At 60.3% G+C, this 26,985-nt stretch carries 25 protein-coding genes; 21 read left to right on the top strand and 4 right to left on the bottom strand.

Annotated features, from left to right (window positions below; translation table 11 throughout):
• Nucleotides 1-2 precede the first annotated feature (2 nt).
• Nucleotides 3-905 carry a replication initiator protein A gene (locus BRA471DRAFT_RS07635; protein WP_007605954.1) on the top strand — a complete coding sequence of 301 codons (903 nt, stop codon included), beginning with the start codon at nucleotides 3-5 and terminating at the stop codon, nucleotides 903-905.
• Between the two features lie 587 nt (nucleotides 906-1,492).
• Here the strand turns inward: BRA471DRAFT_RS07635 and BRA471DRAFT_RS36470 are convergent.
• Together BRA471DRAFT_RS36470 and BRA471DRAFT_RS36475 are read right to left on the bottom strand one after the other, a co-directional pair.
• Entirely contained in the window at nucleotides 1,493-1,942 is a 450-nt protein-coding gene (locus tag BRA471DRAFT_RS36470; RefSeq protein ID WP_035973661.1) for an IS110 family transposase, read from the bottom strand.
• Entirely contained in the window at nucleotides 1,939-2,313 is a 375-nt protein-coding gene (locus tag BRA471DRAFT_RS36475) for an IS110 family transposase (RefSeq protein WP_050992564.1), read from the bottom strand. The genes BRA471DRAFT_RS36470 and BRA471DRAFT_RS36475 overlap by 4 nt, the downstream gene beginning before the upstream one ends.
• 485 nt (nucleotides 2,314-2,798) lie before the next feature.
• Between BRA471DRAFT_RS36475 and BRA471DRAFT_RS07650 the strand changes: the two genes are divergently transcribed.
• From BRA471DRAFT_RS07650 to BRA471DRAFT_RS07700, 10 genes are all read left to right on the top strand, one after another.
• Entirely contained in the window at nucleotides 2,799-3,263 is a 465-nt protein-coding gene (locus BRA471DRAFT_RS07650) for a DUF2840 domain-containing protein (protein ID WP_007605955.1), read from the top strand.
• Nucleotides 3,263-3,769 (top strand): S26 family signal peptidase, encoded by a 507-nt coding sequence (locus BRA471DRAFT_RS07655; protein ID WP_007605956.1) that lies wholly within the window; start codon nucleotides 3,263-3,265, stop codon nucleotides 3,767-3,769. Before BRA471DRAFT_RS07650 ends, BRA471DRAFT_RS07655 begins: the two co-directional genes overlap by 1 nt.
• 207 nt (nucleotides 3,770-3,976) lie before the next feature.
• Nucleotides 3,977-4,669: a lytic transglycosylase domain-containing protein gene (locus tag BRA471DRAFT_RS39525; protein ID WP_256379923.1), complete on the top strand. Its 693-nt coding sequence runs from the start codon at nucleotides 3,977-3,979 to the stop codon at nucleotides 4,667-4,669.
• A gap of 243 nt (nucleotides 4,670-4,912) precedes the next feature.
• Nucleotides 4,913-6,640, top strand: a complete 1,728-nt coding sequence (locus tag BRA471DRAFT_RS07670) for a VirD2 family relaxase/mobilization nuclease (RefSeq protein WP_007605958.1) — start codon at nucleotides 4,913-4,915, stop codon at nucleotides 6,638-6,640.
• Nucleotides 6,641-6,732: 92 nt separating this feature from the next.
• A complete protein-coding gene (locus tag BRA471DRAFT_RS07675; RefSeq protein ID WP_007605959.1) occupies nucleotides 6,733-8,709 on the top strand; it encodes a conjugal transfer protein TraG in 1,977 nt (658 codons plus the stop codon).
• 9 nt (nucleotides 8,710-8,718) lie between these two features.
• Entirely contained in the window at nucleotides 8,719-9,168 is a 450-nt protein-coding gene (locus BRA471DRAFT_RS07680; protein ID WP_007605960.1) for a hypothetical protein, read from the top strand.
• Nucleotides 9,169-9,429: 261 nt separating this feature from the next.
• Entirely contained in the window at nucleotides 9,430-9,690 is a 261-nt protein-coding gene (locus tag BRA471DRAFT_RS38065) for a hypothetical protein (RefSeq protein ID WP_007605962.1), read from the top strand.
• Nucleotides 9,691-9,734: 44 nt separating this feature from the next.
• A complete protein-coding gene (locus tag BRA471DRAFT_RS07690) occupies nucleotides 9,735-10,313 on the top strand; it encodes a helix-turn-helix domain-containing protein (protein ID WP_007605963.1) in 579 nt (192 codons plus the stop codon).
• Nucleotides 10,306-11,529 (top strand): type II toxin-antitoxin system HipA family toxin, encoded by a 1,224-nt coding sequence (locus BRA471DRAFT_RS07695; protein WP_007605964.1) that lies wholly within the window; start codon nucleotides 10,306-10,308, stop codon nucleotides 11,527-11,529. Before BRA471DRAFT_RS07690 ends, BRA471DRAFT_RS07695 begins: the two co-directional genes overlap by 8 nt.
• Nucleotide 11,530: 1 nt before the next feature.
• Complete coding sequence (locus tag BRA471DRAFT_RS07700) at nucleotides 11,531-13,810, top strand: ATP-binding protein (protein ID WP_007605965.1); 2,280 nt, start codon at nucleotides 11,531-11,533, stop codon at nucleotides 13,808-13,810.
• A gap of 277 nt (nucleotides 13,811-14,087) precedes the next feature.
• On the opposite strand, the gene BRA471DRAFT_RS07705 is transcribed toward BRA471DRAFT_RS07700, so the two are convergent.
• Nucleotides 14,088-15,026 (bottom strand): hypothetical protein, encoded by a 939-nt coding sequence (locus BRA471DRAFT_RS07705; protein ID WP_157234009.1) that lies wholly within the window; start codon nucleotides 15,024-15,026, stop codon nucleotides 14,088-14,090.
• A 61-nt stretch (nucleotides 15,027-15,087) separates the two neighbouring features.
• Between BRA471DRAFT_RS07705 and BRA471DRAFT_RS07710 the strand changes: the two genes are divergently transcribed.
• On the top strand, nucleotides 15,088-15,543 hold the full coding sequence (locus BRA471DRAFT_RS07710) for a hypothetical protein (protein WP_007605967.1): 456 nt from the start codon (nucleotides 15,088-15,090) through the stop codon (nucleotides 15,541-15,543).
• On the opposite strand, the gene BRA471DRAFT_RS07715 is transcribed toward BRA471DRAFT_RS07710, so the two are convergent.
• Complete coding sequence (locus BRA471DRAFT_RS07715) at nucleotides 15,536-17,968, bottom strand: hypothetical protein (protein WP_007605968.1); 2,433 nt, start codon at nucleotides 17,966-17,968, stop codon at nucleotides 15,536-15,538. The genes BRA471DRAFT_RS07710 and BRA471DRAFT_RS07715 overlap by 8 nt on opposite strands.
• 414 nt (nucleotides 17,969-18,382) lie before the next feature.
• On the opposite strand from BRA471DRAFT_RS07715, the gene BRA471DRAFT_RS07720 reads away from it, so the two are divergent.
• From BRA471DRAFT_RS07720 to trbL, 9 genes are all read left to right on the top strand, one after another.
• A complete protein-coding gene (locus tag BRA471DRAFT_RS07720; protein WP_007605969.1) occupies nucleotides 18,383-19,099 on the top strand; it encodes a hypothetical protein in 717 nt (238 codons plus the stop codon).
• Nucleotides 19,100-19,109: 10 nt separating this feature from the next.
• On the top strand, nucleotides 19,110-20,429 hold the full coding sequence (locus tag BRA471DRAFT_RS07725) for a nitrate/nitrite transporter (protein WP_007605970.1): 1,320 nt from the start codon (nucleotides 19,110-19,112) through the stop codon (nucleotides 20,427-20,429).
• A 245-nt stretch (nucleotides 20,430-20,674) separates the two neighbouring features.
• Nucleotides 20,675-21,595, top strand: a complete 921-nt coding sequence (gene trbB / locus BRA471DRAFT_RS07730; protein ID WP_198287870.1) for a P-type conjugative transfer ATPase TrbB — start codon at nucleotides 20,675-20,677, stop codon at nucleotides 21,593-21,595.
• The gene (locus tag BRA471DRAFT_RS07735) at nucleotides 21,592-21,918 is read left to right on the top strand and encodes a TrbC/VirB2 family protein (RefSeq protein ID WP_007605974.1); all 327 of its coding nucleotides are present in this window, start codon (nucleotides 21,592-21,594) and stop codon (nucleotides 21,916-21,918) included. The genes trbB and BRA471DRAFT_RS07735 overlap by 4 nt, the downstream gene beginning before the upstream one ends.
• The gene (locus tag BRA471DRAFT_RS07740; RefSeq protein ID WP_007600323.1) at nucleotides 21,918-22,181 is read left to right on the top strand and encodes a VirB3 family type IV secretion system protein; all 264 of its coding nucleotides are present in this window, start codon (nucleotides 21,918-21,920) and stop codon (nucleotides 22,179-22,181) included. The genes BRA471DRAFT_RS07735 and BRA471DRAFT_RS07740 overlap by 1 nt, the downstream gene beginning before the upstream one ends.
• 10 nt (nucleotides 22,182-22,191) lie before the next feature.
• Nucleotides 22,192-24,633 (top strand): conjugal transfer protein TrbE, encoded by a 2,442-nt coding sequence (gene trbE, locus BRA471DRAFT_RS07745; RefSeq protein WP_007605976.1) that lies wholly within the window; start codon nucleotides 22,192-22,194, stop codon nucleotides 24,631-24,633.
• The gene (trbJ, locus tag BRA471DRAFT_RS07750; RefSeq protein WP_007605977.1) at nucleotides 24,630-25,364 is read left to right on the top strand and encodes a P-type conjugative transfer protein TrbJ; all 735 of its coding nucleotides are present in this window, start codon (nucleotides 24,630-24,632) and stop codon (nucleotides 25,362-25,364) included. The genes trbE and trbJ overlap by 4 nt, the downstream gene beginning before the upstream one ends.
• The gene (gene trbK-alt / locus BRA471DRAFT_RS07755; RefSeq protein ID WP_007605979.1) at nucleotides 25,364-25,735 is read left to right on the top strand and encodes a putative entry exclusion protein TrbK-alt; all 372 of its coding nucleotides are present in this window, start codon (nucleotides 25,364-25,366) and stop codon (nucleotides 25,733-25,735) included. The genes trbJ and trbK-alt overlap by 1 nt, the downstream gene beginning before the upstream one ends.
• A gap of 3 nt (nucleotides 25,736-25,738) precedes the next feature.
• Entirely contained in the window at nucleotides 25,739-26,974 is a 1,236-nt protein-coding gene (trbL, locus tag BRA471DRAFT_RS07760) for a P-type conjugative transfer protein TrbL (RefSeq protein WP_007605981.1), read from the top strand.
• Nucleotides 26,975-26,985: the final 11 nt, after the last annotated feature.

Genomic DNA, 26,985 nt, shown 5'->3' on the forward strand with positions numbered 1-26,985 from the left:
CCATGCCGGACAGCAACTCCACTGCAAGCAGCAGGCGGCGATCAGAGCGCGACCAACTCGATCTGTTTCGCGCCCTCCCGGGCGATCTGGCGCCACGGGACGCGCAAGACCTGATGGCGTATCCGTTCTTTTCGCTGGCAAAGTCGAGGCGCATTGTTCCGATCGATTTCCGCGCAGGCACCGTCACCATTCGTGTTGAGGCCGTGGCGGAACATGGCATGGCGACGATCTGGGACGCGGACGTTCTGATCTGGGCTGCCTCGCAGATTGTAGAAGCCCGTGATGCCGGCCTGAAAACGTCCCGGCTGATGGCAGCGACGCCTTACGAGATCCTGACCTTCGTCGGCCGCGGCACCAGCGTGCGCGACTACGACCGCCTGAAAGCCGCACTCGACCGGCTGCAATCGACCACTGTGATGACATCGATCCGTCAGCCAAGCGAACGGCGGCGGCATCGCTTCTCCTGGATCAACGAATGGAAAGAGACAGCCGATCTGCACGGGCATGCCCGTGGAATCGAGCTGATCCTGCCCGATTGGTTCTACACGGGCGTTCTCGATGAAGCACTCGTGCTGACGATCGACCGCACCTATTTCAATCTGACCGGCGGGCTGGAGCGCTGGCTCTATCGCCTCGTCCGCAAGCACGGCGGCCGTCAGAATGGCGGTTGGAGCTTCGATCTCGTGCACTTGCATGCGAAGTCCGGGAGCCTGTCGCCGTTTAAACACTTTGCCTACGACCTGCGTCAGATCGTCCGTCGTCAGACATTGCCAGGCTATCGGCTCATCATCACGCATCATCGGAATGGCGCAGAGCGATTGAATTTCGCACCAGTCCTCATCGGCCCGTCGAGCAAGCGACTGCGCAAGCGCGGCGTCGTCCTTCCTGCTGGGGATAAGCTGTGAATTCGCTCGTGCTATCAGGGACCAGAACCCTCGTGCCATCGGGGACGCGATGCTCGTGCTATCGGGGACCGGAATCAGAGCTAAGTTTCCGCGGCGTCGAGACTTTTTGCTCCCGTAACTTTACTAACATACTGACACTAACTTCCAGTTGTGAATCAGTACGTTGTGAACAAGTCGGCCGCGCGTGCAACGAGGATGCCGCATGCATCTACTCTCTCACGCGTAAAACTTCTCCGCAATACGATTATTTTCGCCAACGCATGCGCGCGCACGCGATCGCGCGCAAATCTGCGCGATCATCGGAAACGGGGGCACCGCATCACGATCGTTGCTTTCCTTTGCGGCAGCTCGCTCGTCGAGGAGAACTCGCTAACATCCGTGGTTGGCACGATGACCACCACAAGCCGGAATCTGAGGAATGGGCGGTCAGGCTAACCAGCGCCGTGCATGATGGCTTCAAAGGTGTGCATGAAGCCGCCGGCAAGGAAAGTTGCGATCTCACCCAAAACCCCGTCTCCTCGGGAGACGCCGCTCCGCCGTGGCGGAAGGAAAAGGCGCGCGTGGAAGCGGGCGGGTCGCGGAGGCCCTTACAGCGCCGCAGCGACCCGGCCGCGCTTGCCGCCGGCGCCAAAGCGGAAGGTGGTGCCATCGATCCAGATCTTGTGCAGCAGCACGGCGAGGGCGCGCGCCACGGCCGTTGCCGCGCGCTTCAGACCCTTCTTCCTGGCCAGCCGCAGGCCCCACAGCCGCAGCTTAAAGTTCTTCGGAATGCGCGTCAGGATCGCGATCGCGGCCTCGTACAGCATCGCCCGCGTCAGCTCATCGCCGCATTTGGAGATGCTGCCGATCCGGCAGGTCTGGCCGGATTGATAGCACCGCGGCGTCAGCCCGAAACGGGCGCCGACGTTCGTGGACTTCTTGAATCGCGGCGGATCATCGACGGTGGCGCGAAACGTCAGCGCCGCGCGGTGCGGTTCTGCCAACTGCTGCCGCATGGCACTGCGGGCGTCCAACAGCGGCGCGACGATCGCTTTCAAATCCTTCTTCCCGGCCAAGCGATCGCGCACCCACGCATCAAAACGCCCGACCGAGAAAACCCCGAGACCTTGAGGCCGAATGGGCGCGACAGGCCGCGGATCATGTTCTCCATGTCCAGCACCTTGCCGAGCATCGCCTTGCGCGCGACCAACAGCGCCCGAAACGTCTGTGCGCGCTCCGACTCGACATGAACCGCGCGGAACAAACCAGTGCGCATCAGCTGCGCATTGTCTTTTGCGTCGTTGCGGGCGGTCTTGTTCAGCATCGCGTTCATCGCCGCCTTAGCGTGCCGGGTCTCGATGCAGATCATCGGGAGGGCCTTTTCGGCAACCGCCGTGAACAGCCAGGCGCTGAACGAGAGCGCTTCCACGCCGACGCGCTTGAGATGAATTCGTCATTCCGCCTGCAACAGTTCGATCGCATCCGGATCGGTGTCCAGCTTCGCCTCTCAGGCGACATTGCCGTCGCCGTCAACCACACAAATGCTCGTCGCCTCCAGCGACACGTCGAGCCCTACATAGAAGTCGATCATGCGCCTCCGTTGCCGACTGCCGGAACGCACCGTGCGTTCCGTTCGCGAATTGTCGCGAGGCATCATCGTCGCAATGCGACCGGCGATGGGGCGCCGGTCAGTACCCCAGCAAGCCTGGAATCCTTCGGACGCCTTCTAACGAATTGGAGCTACTCGGCTGCGATTCTCGGCAGCAGCAGGAACGTTGCGGCGCTTCGACAACGCCGATCATCGGCGCATCATCACAACCGTCCTGCCGAAACCAAGGCACTGACGTCGATGCGCCGGCGACAGCGCACCCGTTGGCATGTCCAAAATTCCTCTCAAAACTATGGAGTGGCCAGGTGAGCGACCTCACAACTGTTGAACTCTTGTGGCTCGAAAAGCGGATCGAGAACCGAATCCGGTTCGGCAAGCCGGTATCGGAGAAGATCATTGACCAGCACCGGCGCATTCTCTCGTTTGTGCCCGGCAGCATCTTCGCGTTCGTGCGCTGGACCTCCAATGACTTCGGAACCATCCTGTCTCGCATCGACATTCTGCGCGCGATCGCGCCGCGGCAGCGCTATTCGACCGTGCCTTGGGTCAGCCCCGGCGGCGAAAGCCTGCTGCGACTGGCTGGCTGGCGAAAGGTCGAGCGCGTTCTCCAGTTGATCGACGCCGTGGAGTCACTCGGTATCGATCCAGCCGATGTAGCCCCCGAATACTGGCATCACATCCACAACCGTCTTTCCGTCAACGAAACGCCACGACCTTATACGCGTGCGCGCCACCAGGCGTGGCTCCACCGGCGCAGGCTGGTGTTCTGATGGGACGACTAAGGATCATCCTTGCGATATGTGGGGCCACAACGCTCGCGCTTTGGCCGGTCACCGACACCTCACTGTCGTACATCTGGAACGCTTCCGAAAGTGTGCCGATCGGCCTCTACCGTTTGCAAGGGACCGCACGATTGCACATCACTGAGCTCGTGGCCGTTCGGCCACCAGAGCCGCTTGCGAGCTTCCTCGACTTCAACGGCTATTTGCCGAGCGGTCTTCCGATGCTCAAGCGTGTGCTGGCGTTGCCCGGACAAACCGTCTGCAGAACGGGACTCACTATCGTCGTCGACGGGATCGAAATGGGTCAGGCACGTGAGCGCGACGGCCGTGGCAGGCCGTTGCCGGCCTGGCAGGGCTGCCGCGTCGTCGCTGAGGACGAGGTCTTTCTCATGAACTGGCAGTCGGCGGTGTCCTTTGACGGCAGATATTTCGGACCGATCCCGATATCGGCCGTCATCGGGCAAGCGGTACCGGCGTGGACCAGGGAGGACTGACAAATGCCGGCATTGCTCCACTGGGTTGCGGTTTCTCTGTTCGACCGATCCCACCGTCATTCCTCCGTCCCGGCCGAATTGTCGGCAATCCGCGCGCGCCGCGGCCGTCTCGCGCCGGCTCAGTGCCGGCCGGGAAGAGCTCTGTCCTTGGCGGCTGTCCACACATTGCTATCTCGAGCCGCTGCTTGCTTCTTGGGAATTCTGCTGATGTTCGGAGCGCCATCGGCCGGCAGAGCGGAGGCTGGATCGCGCGCACAAGCTGCGCGCTCCTCAAACCTGCTTCCAGGCCCTGCATACGCCGCGTTCGTGACCGAAGCCTCGCATCGGTTCGCAATCCCGGAGCGTTGGATCCGTGCTGTCATGCAGGCCGAAAGCGGTGGTGATGCGCACTCCATATCACCTCGCGGAGCGCTCGGGTTGATGCAAATCATGCCCGCGACCTGGGTCGAACTGAGCGTTCGTTACGATCTCGGTATCGATCCGTTTGATCCTCACGACAACATCATGGCTGGGACAGCGTACCTTCGCGAGATGCTCGATCGTTTCGGATCAGCAGGGTTTCTCGCAGCCTACAATGCTGGACCAAGACGGTACGAGGAGCATCTGGCCACCGGTCGAGCGCTTCCGGATGAAACACAGATCTACACCGCTACACTCGCACCATTGATCGGTATTGAGCAGCGCAACAGCGGTGGTTCGGCTGGCAGACGCTTCGCCGCGTGGCAGCAAGCGCCACTCCTTGTTGAGCGGTCCAAGAGCTTATCGGCTGACACCAACTCGGCATCCGGTATCCGCACGATGAATTCGTCGAAAGCAGCGCCTAGGGCGGGTGCAACTGCACTCGTGCCTCGCGGGACGGGCCTGTTTGCGCGGCGATCAGACGAGGTGCAGTCCCGATGATCGCAATCGCATTTCGTCGCATGATGTCGAAGCCAGTCGCAACGTTGAGAGTGGTCGGCAGAGAGCTGGGAGTGAGCGACCGGGGAAGGCAGGGTAAAAGCCGCAAGGTGCGGCCGGTCGGTCGGGGCAGGAATCTCCAGCAAATTCAAATCACGCTGCAAACATTGCCAATGTCCAGCAAACCTTGCGACGTTCGGCAACGCGCTATTTTGGTTCAGCTTTCGACACGCTTCGGAGCGGACGATGGCCGGTAACGATGATTTCCGCATCCGTCCCGGCCGCATCCGCTCGACGCGCCCGGCTCGGACAAAACCGTTCCTGGCGCAGGCCCTCACAGCTGCGCAGAAGGCCGGCGGCCTCTCACATGGTGGCCGCAGCCATGGCAGCACGTTTGGGCGCGGCCGCGCGGCGAGCCTTGCCGCGACCCGGCTCCTCAACAACCGTGCCCGCAGCGCCATCGTCAAGGCGCGTGTTGTGCGCCGGATGCGTTCGCCAGGCGCCCTGCGTGCCCATATCGGTTATCTCCAGCGCGACGGCGTCACCCGCGACGGAGCACCCGGCAAGCTCTTTGACGCTAGCGGCGATGAGGCCGACGGCCGCGCCTTCGCCGAGCGCTGCGAGGACGATCGGCATCATTTCCGATTCATCGTCTCGCCCGATGATGCCACTGAGCTGGAAAGCTTACGAACCTTCACCCGCGAACTGATGGATCAAGCTTCGCGGGACCTTGGCACCAAACTCGATTGGGTGGCGGTTGATCATTGGAACACGGAGCACCCGCATGTCCACGTCCTCGTGAGGGGCCGTGGCGATGACGACAAGGACCTTGTCATCAGCCGGGACTATATCTCGAAGGGCTTGCGCGCCCGAGCCGGGGATCTCGTCACGCGTGAACTCGGCCCGCGATCAGAGCTGGAGATCCGCCAAAACCTGGACAGGGAAGTGACGGCTGAACGTTGGACCAGGCTCGATCGGGTGCTGGCCCGGGAAGCAGGGGCGGCGGACGGGGTCATTGATCTGCGGCCGGACCGGGAAGCCGCGCGCGACCCGTTGCGTGAGATCCGGATCGGAAGGATGCGCAACCTCGAGCGGCTGGGCCTGGCCGAGCCGGCGGGGCCGGCGCGCTGGGTCCTGGCGGCTGACGCGGAGCAGCGCCTGCGAGCGCTTGGCGAGCGTGGCGACATCATCAAGCGGCTGCACAAGAGCCTCACGAAGGATGGCGCCGCACGCGCACCGTCATCCTGGGCACTCGAAGGCGAGCGCCATGGCGAACCCGTGATCGGCCGCCTTATCGCCCGTGGGCTTGACGATGAGCTCAGGGGCACGGCCTTCGCGGTGGTCGATGGGATCGATGGGCGCGTGCATCATCTGAAGCTGCCGGACGTCGAAGCGGCTGGCGACGGGCCTATCGGTGGCATCATGGAGCTGCGGCGGTTCGAGGATACAAGGGGCCGGCAGCGGATCGCGCTGGCTGTCCGCTCGGACCTCAATCTTGACCAGCAGGTGACGGCGGATGGGGCGACCTGGCTCGACCGGCGCCTGGTCGCTCGTGATGGCGCCGATTTCTCTCGTGCCGGTTTCGGCGCCGAAGTCCGCGCCGCGCTCGACCACAGGATCGACGCCCTCGTAGAGAAGGGCCTCGCCAGCCGGGATGGCGACAAGGTCACACTCGGTCGCAACTTGATTGGCACCCTACGCAACCGCGAGCTCGAGACCGTGGGGCGGCGCTTGGCCTCCGAAACCGGGCTGGCGCATTTGCCCGCGGAGGCAGGAGAGTCCGTTTCGGGGGTTTACAGCCGGAGGCTATCGCTCGCCTCCGGCCGCTTCGCCATGATCGACAACGGCCTCGGTTTCCAGCTCGTGCCCTGGTTACCGTCGCTGGAGCGTGAACTGGGCAGGCAGGTGAGCGGCATCGCCGGTCCTGGCGGGGTGGATTGGAGTTTCGGCCGCAAGCGCGACCTCTCGCTCTGACCCGCCGATCTCCGCGCCAATCTGCGCGCGACTACGACGCCGAGCGGATCGCCGTTGCGCTACCAGCTGGCGTTGCCGCATTGCCTCGGTCCATGTCCGCGACAAAGATTGTCTGGAGCCAACTGATCGTCGTCTCGTTGGTCGTGCTCGCCTTCCTCTGGACAGCGACCGAGTGGACGGCTTGGCGTCTGGCCTTCCAGCCGCAGCTCGGTCCCGCTTGGTTCATGATCGGGCGCTGGCCAATCTATCAGCCAGCCGGGTTTTTCATCTGGTGGTTCAAATTCGATGCCTACGCGCCCGTCATCTTCATGCAGGGCGCATGCATCGCGGCGGGAGGCGGAATAGCTGCCGTTGGCGTTGCCATCTTCCTCTCGGTCTGGCGGGCCAAGGAAGCGCAGAACGTCACGACCTATGGCTCGGCGCAATGGGCGGATGCCCGGGAGATTCGGCGTGCCGGGCTTCTTGGCCACGACGGCGTCGTGCTCGGCCGCTTTGGCCGCAACTATTTGCGGCACAACGGTCCGGAACATGTGCTGTGCTTTGCTCCGACGCGCTCGGGCAAGGGCGTCGGCCTTGTCATTCCGACACTTCTGACCTGGCCGAGTTCCACCATCATCCACGACATCAAGGGCGAGAACTTCCAGCTGACATCGGGCTGGCGCGCCCGCTTTGGCCCGGTGCTCCTGTTCGATCCGACCAATCCGGCAAGTGCCGCCTACAATCCGCTGCTCGAGATCCGCAAGGGCGACTGCGAGGTGCGGGACGCACAGAACATCGCCGACATCCTCGTCGACCCGGAAGGAGCCCTCGAGCGCCGCAATCATTGGGAGAAGACCAGCCACTCCCTGCTCGTCGGCGCAATTCTCCATGTCCTGTATGCGGAAGCCGACAAGACGCTCGCCGGTGTCGCCAACTTCCTGTCGGACCCCTCGCGCCCGATCGAGGCGACGCTGAACGCGATGTTGGCGACGCCGCATCTGGGAAAGCGGGGTCATCCCGTGGTCGCCTCGGCTGCACGGGAGCTCCTCAACAAGAGCGAAAACGAACGTTCCGGCGTGCTATCAACGACGATGAGCTTCCTGGGGCTCTATCGCGATCCCGTCGTCGCCAAGGTCACCGGCAGATGTGACTGGCGTATCCGCGAGCTCGTGGACGGGGATCGGCCGATCTCCCTTTACCTGGTGGTGCCGCCATCCGATATCGCCCGCACAAAACCCTTGATGCGGCTCGTGCTCAACCAGATCGGACGGCGCTTGACTGAAAGCCTGGATCCCAGCCGGCGGCGGCAGCAGCTGCTCCTCATGCTCGATGAGTTCGCAGCACTCGGCCGGCTCGACTTCTTTGAGAGCCAGCTCGCCTTCATGGCCGGCTACGGCATCCGCAGCTTCCTGATCACCCAGAGCCTGAACCAGCTCGAACGTGCCTATGGCCCGAACCACGCCATTCTCGACAATTGCCATATCCGGATCGCGTTCTCGACCAACGATGAGCGCACCGCCAAGCGGGTGTCGGACGCGCTCGGGACCGCGACCGAGATGCGGGCGATGAAGAACTATGCCGGGCATCGCCTTTCGCCATGGCTCGGCCACCTCATGGTGAGCCGGCAGGAGACCTCCCGGCCGCTGCTCACGCCTGGGGAGGTCATGCAGCTCTCGCCCGATGAGGCGATTGTGATGGTTTCGGGGGTGCACCCGATACGCGCCCGCAAGGTTCGATATTATGAGGATCCACAACTCCAACGCCGAATCCTGACGCCCTCGCGCACGAAGCCAGTCACATCGACCACACGGTCAGATGAATGGTCGGGACAGAAGCCGATTCCGCTTTCAGCCGAATTGCTCGCTTCGCTGAGGAGCAAGACCCGCGATCCGAATGGCGGTATTCGCCGCGAGCCTGAGCTACCGCAGCATGAAGAAGTTGTGATCCGCTCCCCGCTTGCCGAAAACGAGTTCGACACTGCCCCGGATGATGCCGACGCCGAGGTCGTGCAGGCAACGGCCTTAACCCGGTCGATGCAGGGCATGGCACGCACTGTCAGCCTCGACCCTGACGACAAAATGGGCCTCTGAGCGGTCGTCATGAAAAAGGTCCAGCTGAGCATCTACCTCGATCAAGGTATCTTCGGTAGCCTCGAGGCTCTCGCAAAACGTCACGGCAAGCCCAAGTCTCTGGTCGCCGAGGCCGCGATCTCTTCATTCCTCTCGCCGGACGACTCCGACCGGCGGGAGGCGGCCATAGCCAAGCGGCTCGACCGCATCGTACGCATACTGGAACGGCTCGAACGGAATGACGGTGTCACGCTGGAGACGATCGCGTTGTTCGTCCGCTTCTGGCTGACGTCTACCCCAGCCCTTCCCGAGCAGTCGAGCCCAGCCGCGCGTGCCAAGGGCGGTGAGCGCTACGACCGCTTTGTCGAAGCTCTCGGGCGACGACTTTCCAGTGGATCGACGGTCCTTAAGGAAGTGAGCATGGAATCAAGCGATCCTGGGAGTACGACGTCAGTCACAGGCGATCCCGGCTCTCATTGATCGACCGACCATCCTTTCTTTTCCTACGCCAGAACACGAGCGCCGTCTCCTGTCGCTTGATATCGTTGCGTCGCTGCCTTTCTGTCGCCGTCACTGCTCATCAATCCATGCGAAGCATCGGTGTTGCGGCCCCAGACGGATCACCGAAAAACTCGGCAATCGCGTTGCTGCTCTCGGGCATGTCCTGTGTAGAGCTTCCTGGGCCAAGCCGATTTTCTTCGCGGTCGTGAACTTGCTCAGTTCTTTCCGGACGACCGGGGAGTGGCGCTGGATCACCTGTTGGGCAGTAAGATCGATCGGATTGTCAAGCATCTCCCCACGCAGGGCGACCTGACCTATTGCGATCAGATGCTCGTCATCGAGGGCCGGCCTGAAGGCGTTCCGGCGCTGTGCTTTGGTGTCTTTCTCGCTGGTCTCGTCATGGTCTATATCCCTATTTTTCACCAAGGCGATATAGAATACTTATCATTTAGTCTTCTTGATAAGGATAATTATCGGTCCTTGACTCGGCTGCAACAATGATATAATATCATTATCAAGAGTCAATTTTGATCAGGATACTTATCATGGCGTACCAAAGCGAGGAGCTTATCCGAGAAGTGCAGGGCCAGCGTGTCAAGGAGGCTATCAGCCAGCGCGCTTTGGCCGCCCGCTCCGGATTGACCCAGGCGCACATTTCCCAGATCGAAACCGGGCGCCTTGAACCGGGCCTGTCGAGCTTCATCCAAATGGCGCGGGCGCTCGACCTCGAAGTCGTGCTTGTGCCTAAAAAACTTCTTCCCGCAGTGGAGGGTGTACTCCGTTCGACCGCCCCTGAATTCTTCCAGGAAGATGGGCAGTCTGTCCTTTTTGCCAAGGGTGAACGCCTCATCGCCAAACAGAAGAAGCAGTACGGCAGTTCAGCTGCGCTCGACCGCATCGCAGAATATCTTCGCTTCCTAAAACAAGTCCGCCTTTCAAAGTCCGACCTCGCCCTCGTTACGGATGTCATTGAGACTTTGCGTCACGATAAGGCCAGCCCGCCACCAAAGCCCGTACTAGATAATATTGCGGGCGTACTGCAGGGCCTTCGCAACCGCATCGCGCATCCTGTGGAAGCGCCGCGTCCGGCCTATGCTTTTGATGGAGGGGACGACGATGCCTGACGTCTCGGTTCTGGACGTTCATCTGTACGGCAAACCCATCGCCACCCTCACGCTCGTGCAGGGGGACCGGACGCTCTTTGCCTTCAATCAAAGCTATATCGACGATCCAGATCGCCCGACCCTGAGCCTGTCTTTCAAAGACCAGTTCGGCAATCTCCTGACCGCGTTCAGGCCCTACCGCATGGTTCTTCCGCCGTTTTTCTCTAACCTGTTGCCGGAAGGACCGCTGCGCCGTTATCTCGCAGAGCGCGCGGGCGTAAAGGAAAAGCGTGAATTCTTCCTGCTGTGGATGCTGGGTCAGGATCTTCCGGGCGCATTGTCGGTCCATCCGGCGGAAGGCGAGGCCCTGCCGCCGCAGGTCGAAGAGGACTTAACGCCGGACGAGCGGCACAACATGCTGCGGTTTTCCCTGGCTGGTGTGCAGCTGAAATTCTCGGCGCTCAAGAGCAATTCCAAGAGGGGCGGCCTGACCATCCCGGTGGAAGGCGTCGGCGGATCGTGGATCGTCAAACTGCCGTCCAACCAGTACGCGGGCGTGCCCGAGAACGAATATTCGATGATGACGATCGCGAAGGCCATGGGCATGGACGTACCGGACCTTCAGCTGCTCGACGTGAACGCGATCGATGGACTGCCCGAGGGCATCGGCGAATTCAAAGGACAGGCGCTCGCCGTCAAGCGGTTTGACCGGACCGCCGACGGTCCTGTTCACATGGAAGACTTCGCGCAGGTCTTTGGCGTCGCGCCGGACGAGAAATACGAGCACGTCAATTATAAGGGGATCGCAGGTGTGCTCGGCATTGAAACCGGTGATGCCGACGTCGCCGAATTTATTCGCAGGCTCGTCTTCAGTACGCTGATCGGCAATACCGACATGCACCTTAAGAACTGGTCGCTGATCTATCCCGACCGGCGAACGCCAGCATTGTCGCCCGCTTACGATCTGCTTTCGACCATTCCCTATATTGCGGATGACAAGATGGCGTTGAACTATTCACGCACCAAGAAAATGACCGAGTTTTCCAAAGATGAACTCAAGCATCTTGCGGCGAAAGCGAAGATTTCTGAAAAGCTTGTCCTCGATACCGCCACCGAAACGGTGCAGCGATTCAAGCAGGTGTGGTCAGACCAGAAGAAGACGCTTCCGCTGGATAAAAAGGTGGTCGGTAGCGTCGATGCACACGCGGTCTCCATCCCGATTTACAGCGAGCTGTAGGATGCCCTACGAGTTCGGAAACCTTTCGCCAGCCGATTTCGAGGACCTCGCCCGTGACCTCGTCGGCCGCGAGCTTGGTATCCGTTTCGAGGCGTTTGCGGCCGGTCCAGACGGCGGCATGGATGGCCGACACGCCAAAGGCGGCGCAAAGATCATCCTTCAGGCCAAACATTACGCTGGCTCAACTTATCCCGGCCTCAAATCAGAACTCAAACGGGAGCGTTCGTCGATTGATCGTCTCGCGCCTAAACGCTACGTGCTTGCAACATCGCGCGCGCTGACGCCGCCCAGAAAAACAGAACTTGCGGCTCTGATAGGCCCCTCTCTCCAAAGCGAAGGTGACATTCTAGGGCCGGGGGACCTGAACGGGCTTATCAGGAAATACCCTGATACTGAGAAGTCTCATATCAAGCTTTGGCTGTCAGGCGTGGGTGTATTGGAGCGCGTCTTGCGGTCGGCTGCGCATACCGTCAATAATATCACCCGTGAAGAAATCGAAGCCAAGGTACGTGTTTATGCGCCGAACCCGAGCTTCAATGGTGCCCGCGATACGCTGGAAGCGCATCATCTTGTGATCATTTCAGGCCCGCCGGGCGTCGGTAAGACCACGCTCGCCGAGATGCTATCTTACGCCTATATCGCCGAGGATTGGGAGCTTGTAGCGATCCGAAGTCTCGATGACGGTTTTGCCGCCATCGAAGATTCGAAGAAACAGGTCTTCTTCTTCGATGATTTTCTCGGAAGGGTGGCGCTAGACCGGAGTGCCCTTTCGCACAAGGACTCCGATCTCGCGCGCTTTATCAAGCGCGTCCGGAAATCCCCAAATGCGCGGTTCATTTTGACCACGCGGGCCTATATATTCGAGGAGGCCCGGCTGGTTTCCGAGTACTTAGCCGATCAGCGCCTGGATATCAGCAAATATGTGCTCGATGTCGGCATTTACACCAGACGGATCAAGGCGCGCATTCTCTACAATCATCTGCTCGTCGCGGGAACGCCGCAGAGTCACATAAGCGCGCTCATCGGAAGCGGTCATATCGCCAAGATCGTCGATCACAAGAACTATAGCCCACGCATTATCGATTGGATGACGGATAGCACCCGTGTGCGGGACATTCTGCCGGAGATCTATCCGGCCGCGTTTATCGATGCTCTCACGAATCCGAAGCAGTTATGGGACATTGCCTTCCGCACGCACATCGCGAAGATGTGCCAGCATCTCCTGCTCGCTCTCTTTTTTAGCTCCGAATACGGGGTTGGGCTCAAGGAGCTGAAGCTCTCCTATGAAAGTCTACACCCGCGCCTCTGCGCGAAATATGGCGAAGAGCACGGACCCAAGGATTTTGACGAGGCCCTGCGAACCCTTGAGGGAGGGTTCGTTAAGATCAGCGGGCCGCTCGTAAGTTTTGTGAATCCTTCTTTGCGAGATTATCTGACGGAGTATCTCAATGACGATGCGCTTCTACGTGAGATCGCCGCCTCTGCCGTCGAATCGGACTTTGCACGAGCGGTCTGGTCATATTGCAAGACCATAAGGCTTCCAGCCGATAGCCTTGCAGTTGTGGCCACGTGCTTCGCCAAGATTGCGGGTGACTTTCTTCACCTCCCGGTATGGATCAAGACGCCCGGAAAACACGGGGATTCGTTGCAACAAACCGGTCTCTCGAACACACAACGCATAGAGCTGTTAATTGCCTGGCATCGATCCAGCGGCGATCAACGATTTTCAGATCTTGCTCTCGCGCTTGCGCGCGCGCCGGTAGACGGGCTTGACTCCTGGCGCGACGGCGACGACGTAATCGAGCTCATCGCCAAATTGCGTGACGGAGATTATTTTGACGAGTTCACTGTTGCAGGCGAGCTCGCCAATTGCCTTGAGACCGCTGCGATTGGAATGATCCACAATTGCGCTCCGGACGATCTTGAGAAAATCTCAGATGCGGTTGAAGAGTGGAAGCTGCATTTAGGCAGCGAGATTCCTCAGGCTGTTAACGAGGTCATTATAAGAGAGTTCGATGAAATAGATAGGACTGTCGAAAGCATCGACTCGGAATCGACCCTTACGGAGCACATCGAGACTCTTAAAAAATTAGCAACTAGAACGCGTGTAAGCACAGCGGTCGTCTCTCGCGCAGTGGAAACGGTAATGGAGCGGATCGCCGTCGTCGAAGGAAGATCGACGAGATCAAGTTCGCCTTCAGTTCGCGCGTCCACTTCCGAAGCGGACAAATTCGACGATGCAGCCCTGCAGAATTTATTCGCGCCGCTCATTCGCCGATAGCTGTCGCCACGTGGCCGTAGTGCATTCGGGTTTCGATTTGCGTGAGAAGCCGATGCGGACCCTGCAATACGAATTCGAAGATCTGTCGGGGATAGTCTTCGGTGCAAGAACCGATTTGGCGGACAGGCTGAGGATCATGCGCATTATTGACCAGAAATGCTGCCTGGACGGCGTAGCGATTTTGAATTCTTTGAAGTGAGATACGCGCCTGAAGAGTCGACGTTTCGCCTTCACCAGCTCAATCTTCTCAAGATTAATTATGATTAGCCTCTGGGTGCTAACCGGCAGGATCGATGTGCCGTAGACAATCCTCATCGGCGGCGTTGAACTTGGAATGAGGAGCAAAGCTAACCCAAAACTCGTTCGTGGGCTGAAGGCGCTCGCACTCTATCTTGAAGCAGAATTCCGTTCGATGCCGTGTGGTACTGGAAAAGATATCGTCATATTCGATCCATCCCCAAAGATAATGCAACGCTCCTACCAAGGGTGTTTCAAGCTCCGCCGCTTGGATTGTAATCGACGGCGTGTGCCAGACCAGTTGCGGACCGATCAGAGCATTGCCGAAAGTGGTCGAATCAGGAAAATGAAAGTCCGCTGGGATTTCGCTATTAAATGTGTTGTGACTTATGTTGGTTCGCGCGTTGATCGCCGGAGTCATGCCGCCGTTCTTCAGAATGACGGAAAATCGATAGGTGTGTACCGCGCCGGGAACGATGTTGTCATGGAGGGTGCCTACGCGATCGGCAAGCCGGTGGGTCACCATATTGATGTCTTGCACAGTGACGTATGCCCGTAACTGCCGTCCGGCATTGGTCACAGCGATCTGATTGCTCGTGATTGCTGCGTTCGCAGAGTCGGTGGCGGCCTGGATAGAGGCTTGCATGTCCCGGGACTGAGCGGCCGATGTTTCCCCAAGCAGGTGTAGCTGGCGCTCTCCGGCCTCCCATAGTTTGTCTGTCGCCCGCTTGAGCGTGAACGTGAAGATGGCAATCGCAATGGTCGCAACGGCGGTAATCGCGCCGCCCATTTTATCCAGGAATTGCGCAACCTCGAACACGATGAAGGGAAGGAGCTGATAAGAGGTGCAGTTCGCGACCTTGGCCTCCCCGGCTGGCTCGCAAATCTGGCCGTGGTAGGGGATAAACCGGAGGACCAGCAGCAGCACCAGCAGCAGCGCCGTTCCGACGATCCAAATGATCTTTGCGCGACGCGACAAATTGAGTCCGTCCGGTTCCTCCGAGCGCACCATAAATCAAGAACGGAGATAGGTCGTCGCTATGGGCTTCACACCGGGCGAGCGGCCGGCGCAGGAATTGGTCTGCGTGCAGAAAGTGGCCGTTGAGGTGCGCGACGACATGTTCGCGCTTAAAATGCTGATCGACCTCTATCTTGAGGGCAAAGAAGCGCCAAAAGCTCCGGCGCAGGACAAGCCCGTGATGTCGCCTTGGGCATTCCAGCAGAAACAACCGATCATCCTTGTCGCGCTTCCATTGAGCCAAGGGGGAGGCGCTGAATTTCGCGATCTCCATCACAGATGTACAAGCCTTTCTCGCCAAAGCCGGGCAATCCCTGACGTCAAGGCGCCGCCCACCTGCAAAGCTGCGAAGATCTATGGGGGCCGGACAGCCAGAGTATCGGAGGATCGAAATTTGGACCAGCGGTGGGACATCTCGTTTTACGACGTGGATTTCGACGGGAGGATCGATCCCCCCGGTTGCGAGTGTTTCACTTGATGCGAGTCTGAACTTTCCGCCATTTTCTGTCGGCCTCCCGAACGGCTTGTCGCTCCACAAGTCTCCTCTTGTTTAAGTCGGAACGCGAGGTGCCTCGTTCGATGAATCCGTATTCGGCTGAGAAGAGCCTTCCCAAGCTCATCACAGGAGTGTCTTTGTCCATTATGTCCGTCACCGCGACTGCGGTCTCTTCGCCGAGATCGAAATAGAACGGCGCGTGGCGCGTCCGTGCGATTAAGGCCAGTAGTGGGGATGGCGCTTGCAGGTAAGAAAGGAAGTCGGCTGGCGTGGGCTTATCCCCAAGCCAGAGTGATGTAGCAGAGCTTCTGCGTTTGGTTGTCGCTGGTTCACGCGAGTTGGAGAAGAAACGCTTAAGAAGAGACACGTCCGTCATGTGAACGTTATTCCGCGCGTCAGCCGCTGCGTACGGCAACGAACTCAAAATGCAAGGAACGATAATCATATTCTTTGCGTCAATCCCAGATACGTCGCGAACCGCGTCAGCATGGTCGTGCAATGCAGTAGCCAAACGGGTGACCTGATTTACGGCAGAGTTCATCTCCAAGGCGAAATAGTAAGCTGCCGCTGGATTATGGGCCGACAATGTTCGATTTTTGCATTCGAAGACGAAAAGATATTCGTTCCAAGGCACGACAAGGTCGTACTCGAACTCTTCTCCGGCGATCTTCAGCCTGAAGGCCTTCGCGGCCAATCCTTGACCAGCGATAAAGCGCAACATTTCCCTTTCGAAGGCCTTGCCTTTGCGCCCTAGCTGCTCGCCTTGTTTTCCGACAGCAGAAAGCGTTACGCGGCCAGGCTCAGAATATATGATCGCTGGGCCAAAGAGCATGAGGGAACCGTCTCGCATTCTCACGAGCGGCTGGTCAAAAAGATCGCGGCTGGTTTTGCGCATTGATGCTTGGTTGATAAAAAGGTCTGCGGCGCCATTCTTCAGGCCGACCCGCTCCAAAAGGGCGCGCAACTCGCTGCGGGGGATGATGTGGCATAGTCCCTTCAAACCGAGAGTGCGGTAGCGCTCGCCGGCTAGACTTTGCAGCGTAGAATATCCGCGTATCCATTCGACGAGCCTCAGCCCGCACGGACGCTCCTGATCGTCGAGGACAAAGTAACCAAGCACTTCGCTGAGCGAAATACAGGAATGGCCTTCCTCCGGCGACACGTATCCTTTCGGCGGAAGTTCAAGAGGACCGTCTATCCCTGAAGCCCAAGTCTTCAAGTTGGTATTCTGCAGCAACCCGTGATAGGTCCGCGCTAGCTGATCGGTAAGACGTACATTAGCGTAGTAGTCGAGTCCTTCTTCGGGCGTAATGAGCTCATACGCGATCGCTCGCTTGGCGTCCTTCGGCACCCATCTCGGCATGGGCTCGCCGATAACACGAAATCCGCGGCCAAAATATCGACAACGTTGCTCCAAGCGTTCCCAAAGACGCCAAGAAGCCGCCAGCGCAAGAGTGGCCGCGGTCCGGTCATTGTCGACATCCGTGGGCTCCGGCAACGCCGGCAAAAAAAGGAACCCGTCCACGTCGAACCATGACTGCTGGTAGCCAAGCAACAGCAGGGTCATCGTGGCCATGTTGACCAAATTGCCGAGCGCGCCGTCCGGATTGAATGATGTACCATCCCGACGCCGTACGCGGAAATGGCTCAACTTTATGCGTCTTCGGCGCAGCAGGTCGGCGTGAAACTCCTTCATCATGTCATCGAATGCATGAGCTGACCAGGATAACCCAGACGCGGCCTGAACCTCCGGAGCCATTTTGGCGGCGTCGGTCGCAGAAAGGCTCCTCAATATCTCTGCATAGCCCGCTTCTATCTGATGGCTAAGTCCCGTCAGTTCATTGACCTCGCGCGCCCAATCTTGCCCAAGATGTTCTAAGAAGTGCGCTTCGACGTTTGCTAGGAACGCATCGCGAGCTCGGCTCCGGATCGGGGCCGGCCGCTTCTGAAAGAGGTTGCCGTTACGGCGAAGAAGACCGAGAAGCTGAGCCGCGCAAGCTTGATCCAATACAAGTGTAGAAAGATGTTGCTCAAGTCTGTGCCAATCCAAGTTCTTTAAACTCGTCTTGACGATACTCTCGCTTAATGTTCGGGAAGGCATGCAGATTCCACACCATTCTACGGGCGATCCTGACAAGCTGCGCGCCAAGATTGTTCGACCCACTAAACCTGAATAGGCGACCGCGCAACGGCTGATGCCACGGTTTGCGCAACGGGGCTGAAAACCCCTTTGGTGATTGAAAGGAACCTTTCGATCAGCATCATCGGGATAAGTCGTTGAAATCGCAGCAGATGCGAGCGCCCTCCGAGCGCGCCAAGGGCGCGGAACGTACGATCGCTTTGTTGAGGCGATCGGACGGCGGCTTGCAAGCGGATCCACCGTCCTGAAAGAGGTGAGCATCGACATGCACGCCTCTGTCAAGCATGAGTAATCAGTACGCGCGCCCCAATGCGCCCTGGCAGTTCCTGGCAATGGGTGCGGCGCTGAATCAGATAAGCAGACTGCAGGTCGGCAGCACGCCATGAAGCAACAAGCGATGGGCGCGTCACTCAAGGCGCCCGGGCCCGCTGCAACAGCCCGTTAGCTGCGCGCGAATGACACAGGCTTACAAATCAAGCTCTTCTTGAGACCGCCTTGTCTTTCTTTGGCTACGCCACACTACGACGCAGAAGTCGGTGCGGTTGAAGTGACGTTCGGATTGGCCCTTGTGTCAAGTCCATCATCGCTGGGCGCGATTCAGCCGTTTCGATTCCGAAATCGACGCCGCGCGTGCCGCGGTGCGCGGGCAGGTCGCGGCCGCTAATTGGGAGCGAACAAGCAGTGCAAGTCGATGGAGAGCTTGGAGGCCAGCCTAACTCGATTGTGAATCAAGCCGACAGCGATGCGCAGCCGAGCCCGAACGAAGGAGCGCGAACCAAGAAGGTTACCGTTCAGCTCTCCGAGAGCATGTTTCAGCGGCTTGAAGTTGCGACCGAACGCCCGGGGCTCGGCAAGAGCATGGTCGTCGAGACGGCGCTTGAAAGATTCCTGAATCCTTCACCGCCCATCGAGGGGCGCGTTCATCAGGCTCTGGACCGGATAAGTGGCCAGATGGCCAGGCTCGAGCACGAGATCGCGATCATCGCCGAGATCGTAGCCCTGCATGCGCGCTATCACCTCACCGTGACGCCGCCCATGCTGCCATCCGGCCAGCGAGAGGCGTGCCTGCTCGGGCAGCAGCGTTTCAAGGTATTGGCGGAGCAGGTCGAACGGCGGGTACGGCTCGGTCAGCCATTGATCCGGGAGACGATCGATCGGCTGGGCAAGGGCAGTCGACCGGGCGGTGAAGCTCTTGGCGGCGCGTCACAGCGCGCGGCAGAGCATCAGGAAGGTCTGTCAGCAGTTGCGGCGGATGGAAACTCCGAGCCGAGCGCTGCCGCCGTGGAGGGCGGCAGCGCTCCAAACTTTCGAAACCTGCCCAACTCCTTTTGTTACGCCGGCCGCCAGAAGCGTGCGGAAGGAGCTTGGGTCGCAAATATTGCCGGTGGCACGAGTTGAGCCAATCCCTGTGTGGCGGCTCATCGCGTGCGTGTTTCTTCCCTTCGCGGCCGGGTACTACCTTTCGTACCTGTTCCGGACGATCAATACGCTCATTGCTGGGCGCCTCGCCTCTGATCTCGGGCTTGGCGCTGCCGATATCGGGCTGCTCACGTCAATCTATTTTCTGGTCGTTATGGCGGCCCAGATTCCGATCGGCATGTTACTTGATCGCTTTGGGCCGCGCCGGGTCCAGAGCGTGCTCTTGGCTGTTGCTGCAGGGGGGGCCGCGCTCTTTGGGCTATCGACGGGATTCCTGTCCCTTCTTTTTGCTCGCGCGATGGTCGGACTTGGGAGTGCAGCAGCCCTGATGTCCGGGCTGAAAATCATCGTCCTCTGGTTTCCAAGAGAACGAATGGCGCTGATCAATGGCTACATGATTATGCTGGGCTCATTGGGGGCCGTTACGGCAACGGCTCCTGCCGAGGTGCTGCTGGACTGGATCGGATGGCGGGGTCTATTCGGCGTGCTGGCCGCCGCAAGCGCGCTTGCTGCCATTTTGATCTATCTCGTGGTTCCCGAACGAACCACTGGGCCACAGGGCACCAGGACGCCCGCCACTCTGAAAACCGTCTACTCGGATGCGCGGTTCTGGAGAATGGCGCCCTTATCGGCGACCTGCATCGGGTCCGCTTGGGCACTGCAATCCTTATGGGCGGCGCCCTGGCTTTCCGATGTGGAGCGGCTGGATCGAACGAGACTCGTCAACGAGTTGTTCGTGATGGCGGTCGCTCTGAGTCTCGGCGCTCTGGTCTTGGGCGTCCTTGCCAACTGGGTGCGCCGCCGGGCTAAGAAGAGCGAGGCTCTGTTTGGCTTGGTCGCGGCGATGTTGATTGTGGCGGAGCTTGTGCTGATCCTGCATCCGCCCTGGCCATCACTCCTGCCGTGGTGCGTTGTGTCGGTGTGCGGATCAGCCACTGCTCTGACCTACGCCATCATAGCGGATTATTTCCCGGCCGAGCTGGTTGCGCGCGCCAATGGCGGTCTGAATGTCCTGCAATTTGGCTGGGCTTTCGTCGTGCAGTACGGGACGGGACTGATTCTGGGGCAATGGCCTCTAGAGACGGGGCATTATCCTTTAACGGCCTATCAGACCGCGTTCGGTGTGAACGTTTTGCTGCAGGTGACAGCGCTGGTCTGGTTCGCCACCGTCCCGTGGCTCGAGCGCCGGAAACGGAAGGCTGGCGCTTTGGTCACACATCAACCGGCTGGGGGCTGGAACTCGGTTGAGGTCGTTATTCCACCAGCCGAGCTCGCCATCCTGGAGGCGGATGATCATGCGGAGTGGTGAAGCCCGCCTGTCGCCGGGCTGATGTCCCGGTCATGATGCTCGGCGCGTCAGAAGCGATCGTCCCTAATCTTTCTTCTTCTACGCCAGACTACGATTGACACGGTCCCATTGTTGCTGTCGCGCAGGTTCTGCTTTTTCTAGTTGTTCTCATGTGAGGCGGCTAGACGCTAGCTGCCTCACTCAACTGGGGGGCAGTCGTGGCGATCCATTCATTTCATTCGGAAGCCGAGTTGCGCGGAGCGCGCATGCTCCGCACAGCGCTGGGCTCGGCCATCGCAGGCTTTCTGGAAGATCCGTCCGTCGTTGAGGTGATGCTGAACCCCGATGGCCGGCTGTGGATCGATCGGCTGTCGAGCGGCCTTACCGATACCGGCGAGAGTCTATCAGCTGCCGACGGCGAGCGAATTGTACGGCTGGTCGCGCACTATGTGGGCGCTGAGGTTCATGCCGGCTCGCCCCGAATCTCGGCTGAGCTGCCGGAAACGGGAGAACGTTTCGAAGGTTTGTTGCCGCCGGTCGTCGCCGCGCCGGCCTTCGCGATCCGCAAACCTGCGGTCGCTGTCTTCGGCCTGGACGACTATGTCGCTGCCGGCATCATGAACTCGGCGCAGGCGAACGCGCTTCGTGATGCGGTTGCCGCGCGCAAGAACATCCTGGTCGCCGGTGGCACATCGACCGGCAAGACGACGCTGACGAACGCGCTTCTGGCGGAGGTGGCCAAAGGTTCGGATCGCATCGTTCTTATTGAAGATACGCGGGAGCTTCAGTGCACGGCGCCGAACCTCGTGGCATTGCGCACCAAGGATGGCGTGGTCTCACTGTCCGAACTTGTGCGCTCGTCGCTTCGCCTGCGCCCTGATCGTATCCCGATTGGCGAGGTGCGCGGAGCCGAGGCGCTCGATCTGCTTAAAGCCTGGGGGACTGGACATCCCGGCGGAATCGGCACGATCCACGCCGGCACCGCGCTTGGTGTGCTCCGCCGGCTCGAGCAGCTCATCCAGGAGGCCGTCGTCACGGTCCCGCGCGCGCTGATCGCCGAGACCATCAACGTCATCGCCGTGCTCTCTGGCCGTGGTGCCGAACGGCATTTGAGCGAACTCGCTTCTGTCACCGGGCTTGGACCATCAGGCGACTACACCCTTTCGAAAATCGGAGATCAATCATGAACGTAGGATCATCTCTCGGGCGAGGTTTCACATCAGTTGCGGCATTCGCTTGTCTGTACCTGGCCAGCGTGCCGGCCTGGGCCGCCGGCTCGAACATGCCCTGGGAGCAGCCGCTCAACCAGATCCTGCAATCGGTCGAAGGACCCGTCGCCAAGATCATCGCGGTCATCATCATCATCGTGACCGGTCTTTCGCTTGCATTCGGCGACACCTCGGGCGGCTTCCGGCGGCTGATCCAGATCGTGTTTGGTCTGTCGATCGCATTTGCCGCCTCGAGCTTCTTCCTTTCGTTCTTCTCGTTCGGCGGCGGGGTGGTGATCTGATGGATGAGCCAGTCCCGGGCTTTGTCGCCCCTGTCCACCGTGCGCTGACCGAGCCGATCCTGATGGGCGGTGCACCGCGATCGGTTGCCATTCTCAACGGCACATTGGCCGCCGCACTCGGCCTCGGTCTGCGCTTGTGGCTTGCCGGCCTCCTGCTGGCGTTCATTGGCCACATGGCCGCGGTCTGGGCCGCAAAACGCGATCCGGAATTCGTCGAAGTCGTGCGCCGGCACGTTCGGGTTCCCGGTCACCTCAGCGCTTGAGAATAGTCCCATGATGAATCTTGCCGAATACCGCCGCTCGAATACGCGCCTTGCCGACTTCCTGCCCTGGGCCGCGCTCGTCGACGAGGGAATTGTTTTGAACAAGGATGGCTCGTTTCAGCGGACGGCGCGGTTCAGGGGACCGGATCTCGACAGTTCCGTGCCGGCTGAGCTTGTTGCGGTCGCAAGCCGGCTGAACAACGCGCTCCGGCGTCTCGGATCGGGCTGGGCGGTTTTCGTCGAGGCGCAACGGCATTCGGCAGGGCGCTATCCGCCCGACACATTCCCGGATGTCGCATCCGCCTTGGTGGATGCGGAGCGGAAAGCGCAATTCGAGGAGGCCGGCAGCCATTATGAATCGAGCTACTACCTCACCTTCCTTTATCTGCCGCCTGCAGAGAGTGCAGCTGTGGCCGAGCGTCTCCTGTACGAGGGCGGCCATCGCAGCGCGGGAGCGGATGCGCGCGAGGTGCTGAGTGGCTTCGTCGACCGGACCAACCGCGTGCTGCAGCTCGTTGAGGGCTTTATGCCGGAATGCGGCTGGCTCGATGACGAGGCAACGCTCACCTACCTGCAGTCGACGGTGTCGACCAAGCGGCATCGTGTTCGGGTGCCGGAAATCCCGATGTATCTCGATGCGCTGCTTGCCGATCAGCCGCTGACAGGCGGGCTTGAGCCGATGCTGGGTGACGCGCATGTGCGTGTCCTGACGGTTGTGGGGTTTCCGAGCGCGACGACGCCCGGGATCCTCGATGATCTCAACCGCCTCGCATTCCCGTACCGTTGGTCCACGCGGGCGATCATGCTCGACAAGACCGATGCTCTAAAACTCCTGACCAGGATCAGGCGGCAATGGTTTGCCAAGCGCAAGTCGATTGCCGCGATCCTGAAGGAGGTGATGACGAACGAGGCGTCCACGCTTCTGGACACCGATGCCCACAACAAGGCTTTGGATGCAGATCACGCGCTCCAGGAGCTCGGCTCGGATCAGATTGGAGAGGCCTTTGTGACGGCAACGGTCACGGTTTGGGACAGGGATCCGCACGCGGCGGACGAAAAGCTACGCCTCGTTGAAAAGGTGATCCAGGGCCGGGACTTTACCTCAATGGCCGAGACAGTGAATGCCGTTGAGGCCTGGCTCGGCAGCCTGCCGGGACAGGTCTATGCAAACGTGCGCCAGCCGCCGGTGTCGACGCTGAATCTCGCCCACATGATCCCGCTCTCGGCGGTCTGGGCGGGAGAGGTGAGGGACCATCATTTCAAGGCGCCTCCACTGTTCTTCGGCAAGACGGAAGGATCGACCCCTTTTCGCTTCTCGCTCCATGTCGGCGATGTCGGACACACTCTGATCGTTGGACCGACCGGCGCCGGGAAATCGGTGCTGCTCGCACTGATGGCACTGCAGTTCCGGCGATATCCGGCCGCTCAGATCTTTGCCTTTGACTTCGGCGGGTCGATCCGCGCGGCGGCGATCGCCATGGGAGGCGACTGGCATGATCTCGGCGGCGCGGTTGGCGGAGACTCGGCAGAATTCGTGGCGCTCCAGCCGCTTGCGCGCATCGACGATGTCGCGGAGCGCGGTTGGGCAGCCGATTGGATAGCATCGATTCTTGCGCGCGAGCGCATCGAGGTCACGCCCGAGACCAAGGATCATGTCTGGTCGGCCTTGACCTCGCTCGCCTCAGCGCCAGTTCGGGAGCGGACGCTGACGGGCTTGTCCGTTCTTCTGCAGTCCAATGCCTTGAAGCGCGCGCTGCAACCCTATTGCCTCGGCGGTCCATTTGAGCGGCTGCTGGATGCCGAAGGTGAACGGCTGGGAGAGACCTCCGTCCAGGTGTTTGAGACTGACGGGTTGATCGGGACCGGTGTCGCGCCGGCGGTTCTCTCCTATTTGTTCCACCGGATTGAGGATCGCTTCGACGGCCGTCCGACCCTTCTCATCATCGATGAGGGCTGGCTTGCGCTGGACGATGCCGATTTTGCCGGCAAGCTCCGCGAATGGCTGAAGACGCTGCGCAAGAAGAACGCCTCCGTCGTATTTGCGACCCAGTCGCTGGCCGATATCGATGGCTCCGCAATTGCGCCCGCAATTATCGAGAGCTGCCCGACCCGGATCCTGCTTCCCAATGACCGCGCGATCGAGCCGCAAATCATGGCGGTCTACCGGCGCTTTGGACTGAATGACCGGCAGATCGAGATCCTCGCCCGCGCGACGCCAAAGCGCGACTACTACTGCCAGTCGCGCCGGGGCAACCGCCTGTTCGAGCTTGGTCTTGGCGAAATCGCGCTGGCTTTTGCGGCCGCGTCGTCCAAGACCGACCAGGCTCTCATCGAGCGGGTTCTTGAGGAGCACGGACGAGACGATTTCGTCACCGGCTGGCTCAAGGCGCGCGACCTCGGCTGGGCCTGCAATCTCATTCCGCAGCTTGCCAAGGAAGGTGGCTTGTCATGAAACGTCTCCGTCCGCTGCTGGCAGCAAGTATCATCGCAATTAGCCTGACCCAAGCGCCCCGGGAAGGAAAGGCACAGTGGATCGTGTTCGATCCCAACAACTACGTACAAAATGTGCTGACGGCCGCGCGCGAGCTGCAGCAGATCAACAACCAGATCACTTCGCTGCAAAACCAAGCGCAGATGTTGATCAATCAGGCGAAGAATCTGGCCAACCTGCCGTACTCATCCTTGCAGCAGCTCGAGCAATCGGTCCAGCGCACGCAGCAGCTGCTTAGTCAAGCGCAGCGCATTGCCTACGATGTCCAGCAGATCGATCGCGCGTTCTCGACAACTTATGCGCCGGCATCCGCGAGCATGTCCAATGGGCTCCTCGTCGCCAACGCCCAGACACGCTGGCAGAATGCGGTTTCCGGCCTGCAGGACGCCATGCGGGTGCAGGCAACCGTCGTCGGCAATCTCGATACCAACCGCACCCAGATGTCGGCCCTGGTCACGGCGAGCCAGAGCGCGTCAGGGGCTCTGCAGGCAAGTCAGGCCGGCAACCAGCTCCTTGCGCTGCAAGCTCAGCAGCTTGCGGACCTCACGGCCACCGTTGCCGCGCAAGGGCGTGCGCAATCGCTCGAATCCGCGCAACGGGCCGTCGCTCAGGATCAGGGCAGGGAGCAGCTGCGGCGCTTTCTGACCCAAGGTCAGGGCTATCAACCGACAACCGTGCAGATGTTCCACTGATGATGAACAACAGATTTGAACGGCTGCCGATGGCGGTGGCAGTTAGCCTCACAGTCCTGGTCGTCGCCGCCTGCGCCATTCGCCTGCGCGGCGACGATAGCGCGACCCAATCTTCCGCCTCGCCCGCTGCGAAGCCCGATCCGACGGCGGCAAAGCTCGAGCAATGCCGCTCCGTCACCTACGAGCAGAGAGAGGCTCTGCTCGAATGCCAGAGGATCTGGGCGGAACGGCGCAGCCAGTTCTTTGGGAAAAGTGGATCGGTAGACGGTGATAGCGGGGTAGGCGCCGCGCCATTTTCCTCGCCTGTGCCGCGCAAGGACGAAAGCCGTCTCCCGTCGCTCTCACCCTCCATTCCAAGCCAAAGCGAGTGAGCAATGGGCGGCACCTCCGTCATCGACCAGTTCCTGGAAACCTTCACCCGCTATATCGATTCCGGTTTCGGCCTGGTCGGGGGCGAAGTCGGCTATCTCGCGACCACCTTGGTTGCAATCGACCTTACCCTCGCCGGCCTGTTCTGGTCCCTCGGAAGTGATGAGGAGATTGTTGCCCGGCTCGTCAAGAAAATCTTGTTTGTCGGTGTTTTTGCCTACCTGATCAGCAATTGGAATAGCCTCGCGCGCATCATCTTCGAGAGCTTTGCTGGTCTCGGCCTCAAGGCCTCGGGCACGAGCCTGTCATCGGCAGATTTCTTGCGGCCAGGCCGGATCGCGCAAGTGGGGCTCGATGCCGGCCGTCCGATCCTGGACTCGATCTCGGGGCTGATGGGGTATGTCAGCTTTTTCGAGAATTTCGTCCAGATCGCGGTCCTGCTGTTCGCCTGGATCGTGGTGTTGCTGGCCTTCTTTATTCTCGCCATCCAGCTCTTCGTCACGCTGATCGAGTTCAAGCTGACGACGCTTGCAGGTTTCGTCCTGATCCCCTTCGGTCTGTTCGGCAAGACCGCCTTTGCGGCCGAACGGGTGCTGGGCAACGTCATCTCCTCCGGCATCAAGGTTTTGGTCCTCGCCGTCATCGTCGGCATCGGATCGACCTTATTCTCGCAGTTCACGGCAGGTTTCGGCGGCAATCAGCCGAGCATCGAGAACGCGATGGCGCTGGTGCTCGGCGCTCTCGCCTTGTTGGGCCTCGGCATTTTCGGACCCGGGATTGCCAACGGCATCGTCTCCGGAGGTCCGCAGCTCGGTGCAGGCAGCGCCGTCGGGACGGGACTTGCCGCGGGTGGAGTCGTCGCGGCTGGCGCTGGCCTTGCCGCCGGCGCTGCCGGTCTCGCCGGCGGCGCGATTGCAGGCTCGCTACGGGGTGGAAGCGCGATTGCAAGTGGCACCATGAGCGTGTTTCGGTCGGGAAGTCAGTCCGGCTCCGAGGCGAGCGCGTCCGGCGCCGCAAGTCCCTTGCGTTCGGTCGCAGCTGGTCGTGGTGGACCGGCGAGCGATGCCGGTAAGGGGGAGGGGGATTCCTCGAGAGCTTCCGACAGTGCGCCCGCCTGGGTTCGGCGCATGAAGAGAGCGCAGACGATCAGTCATGGCGCATCAGCGGCAACGCACGCGATCCGTTCGGGTGATCACGGAGGCGGCGGCGGATCTGTCGACCTCTCGCAAGAGGATCACTGACGCCTCCTTTC

The sequence above is a fragment of the Bradyrhizobium sp. WSM471 genome (assembly GCF_000244915.1).
GTDB lineage: Bacteria > Pseudomonadota > Alphaproteobacteria > Rhizobiales > Xanthobacteraceae > Bradyrhizobium.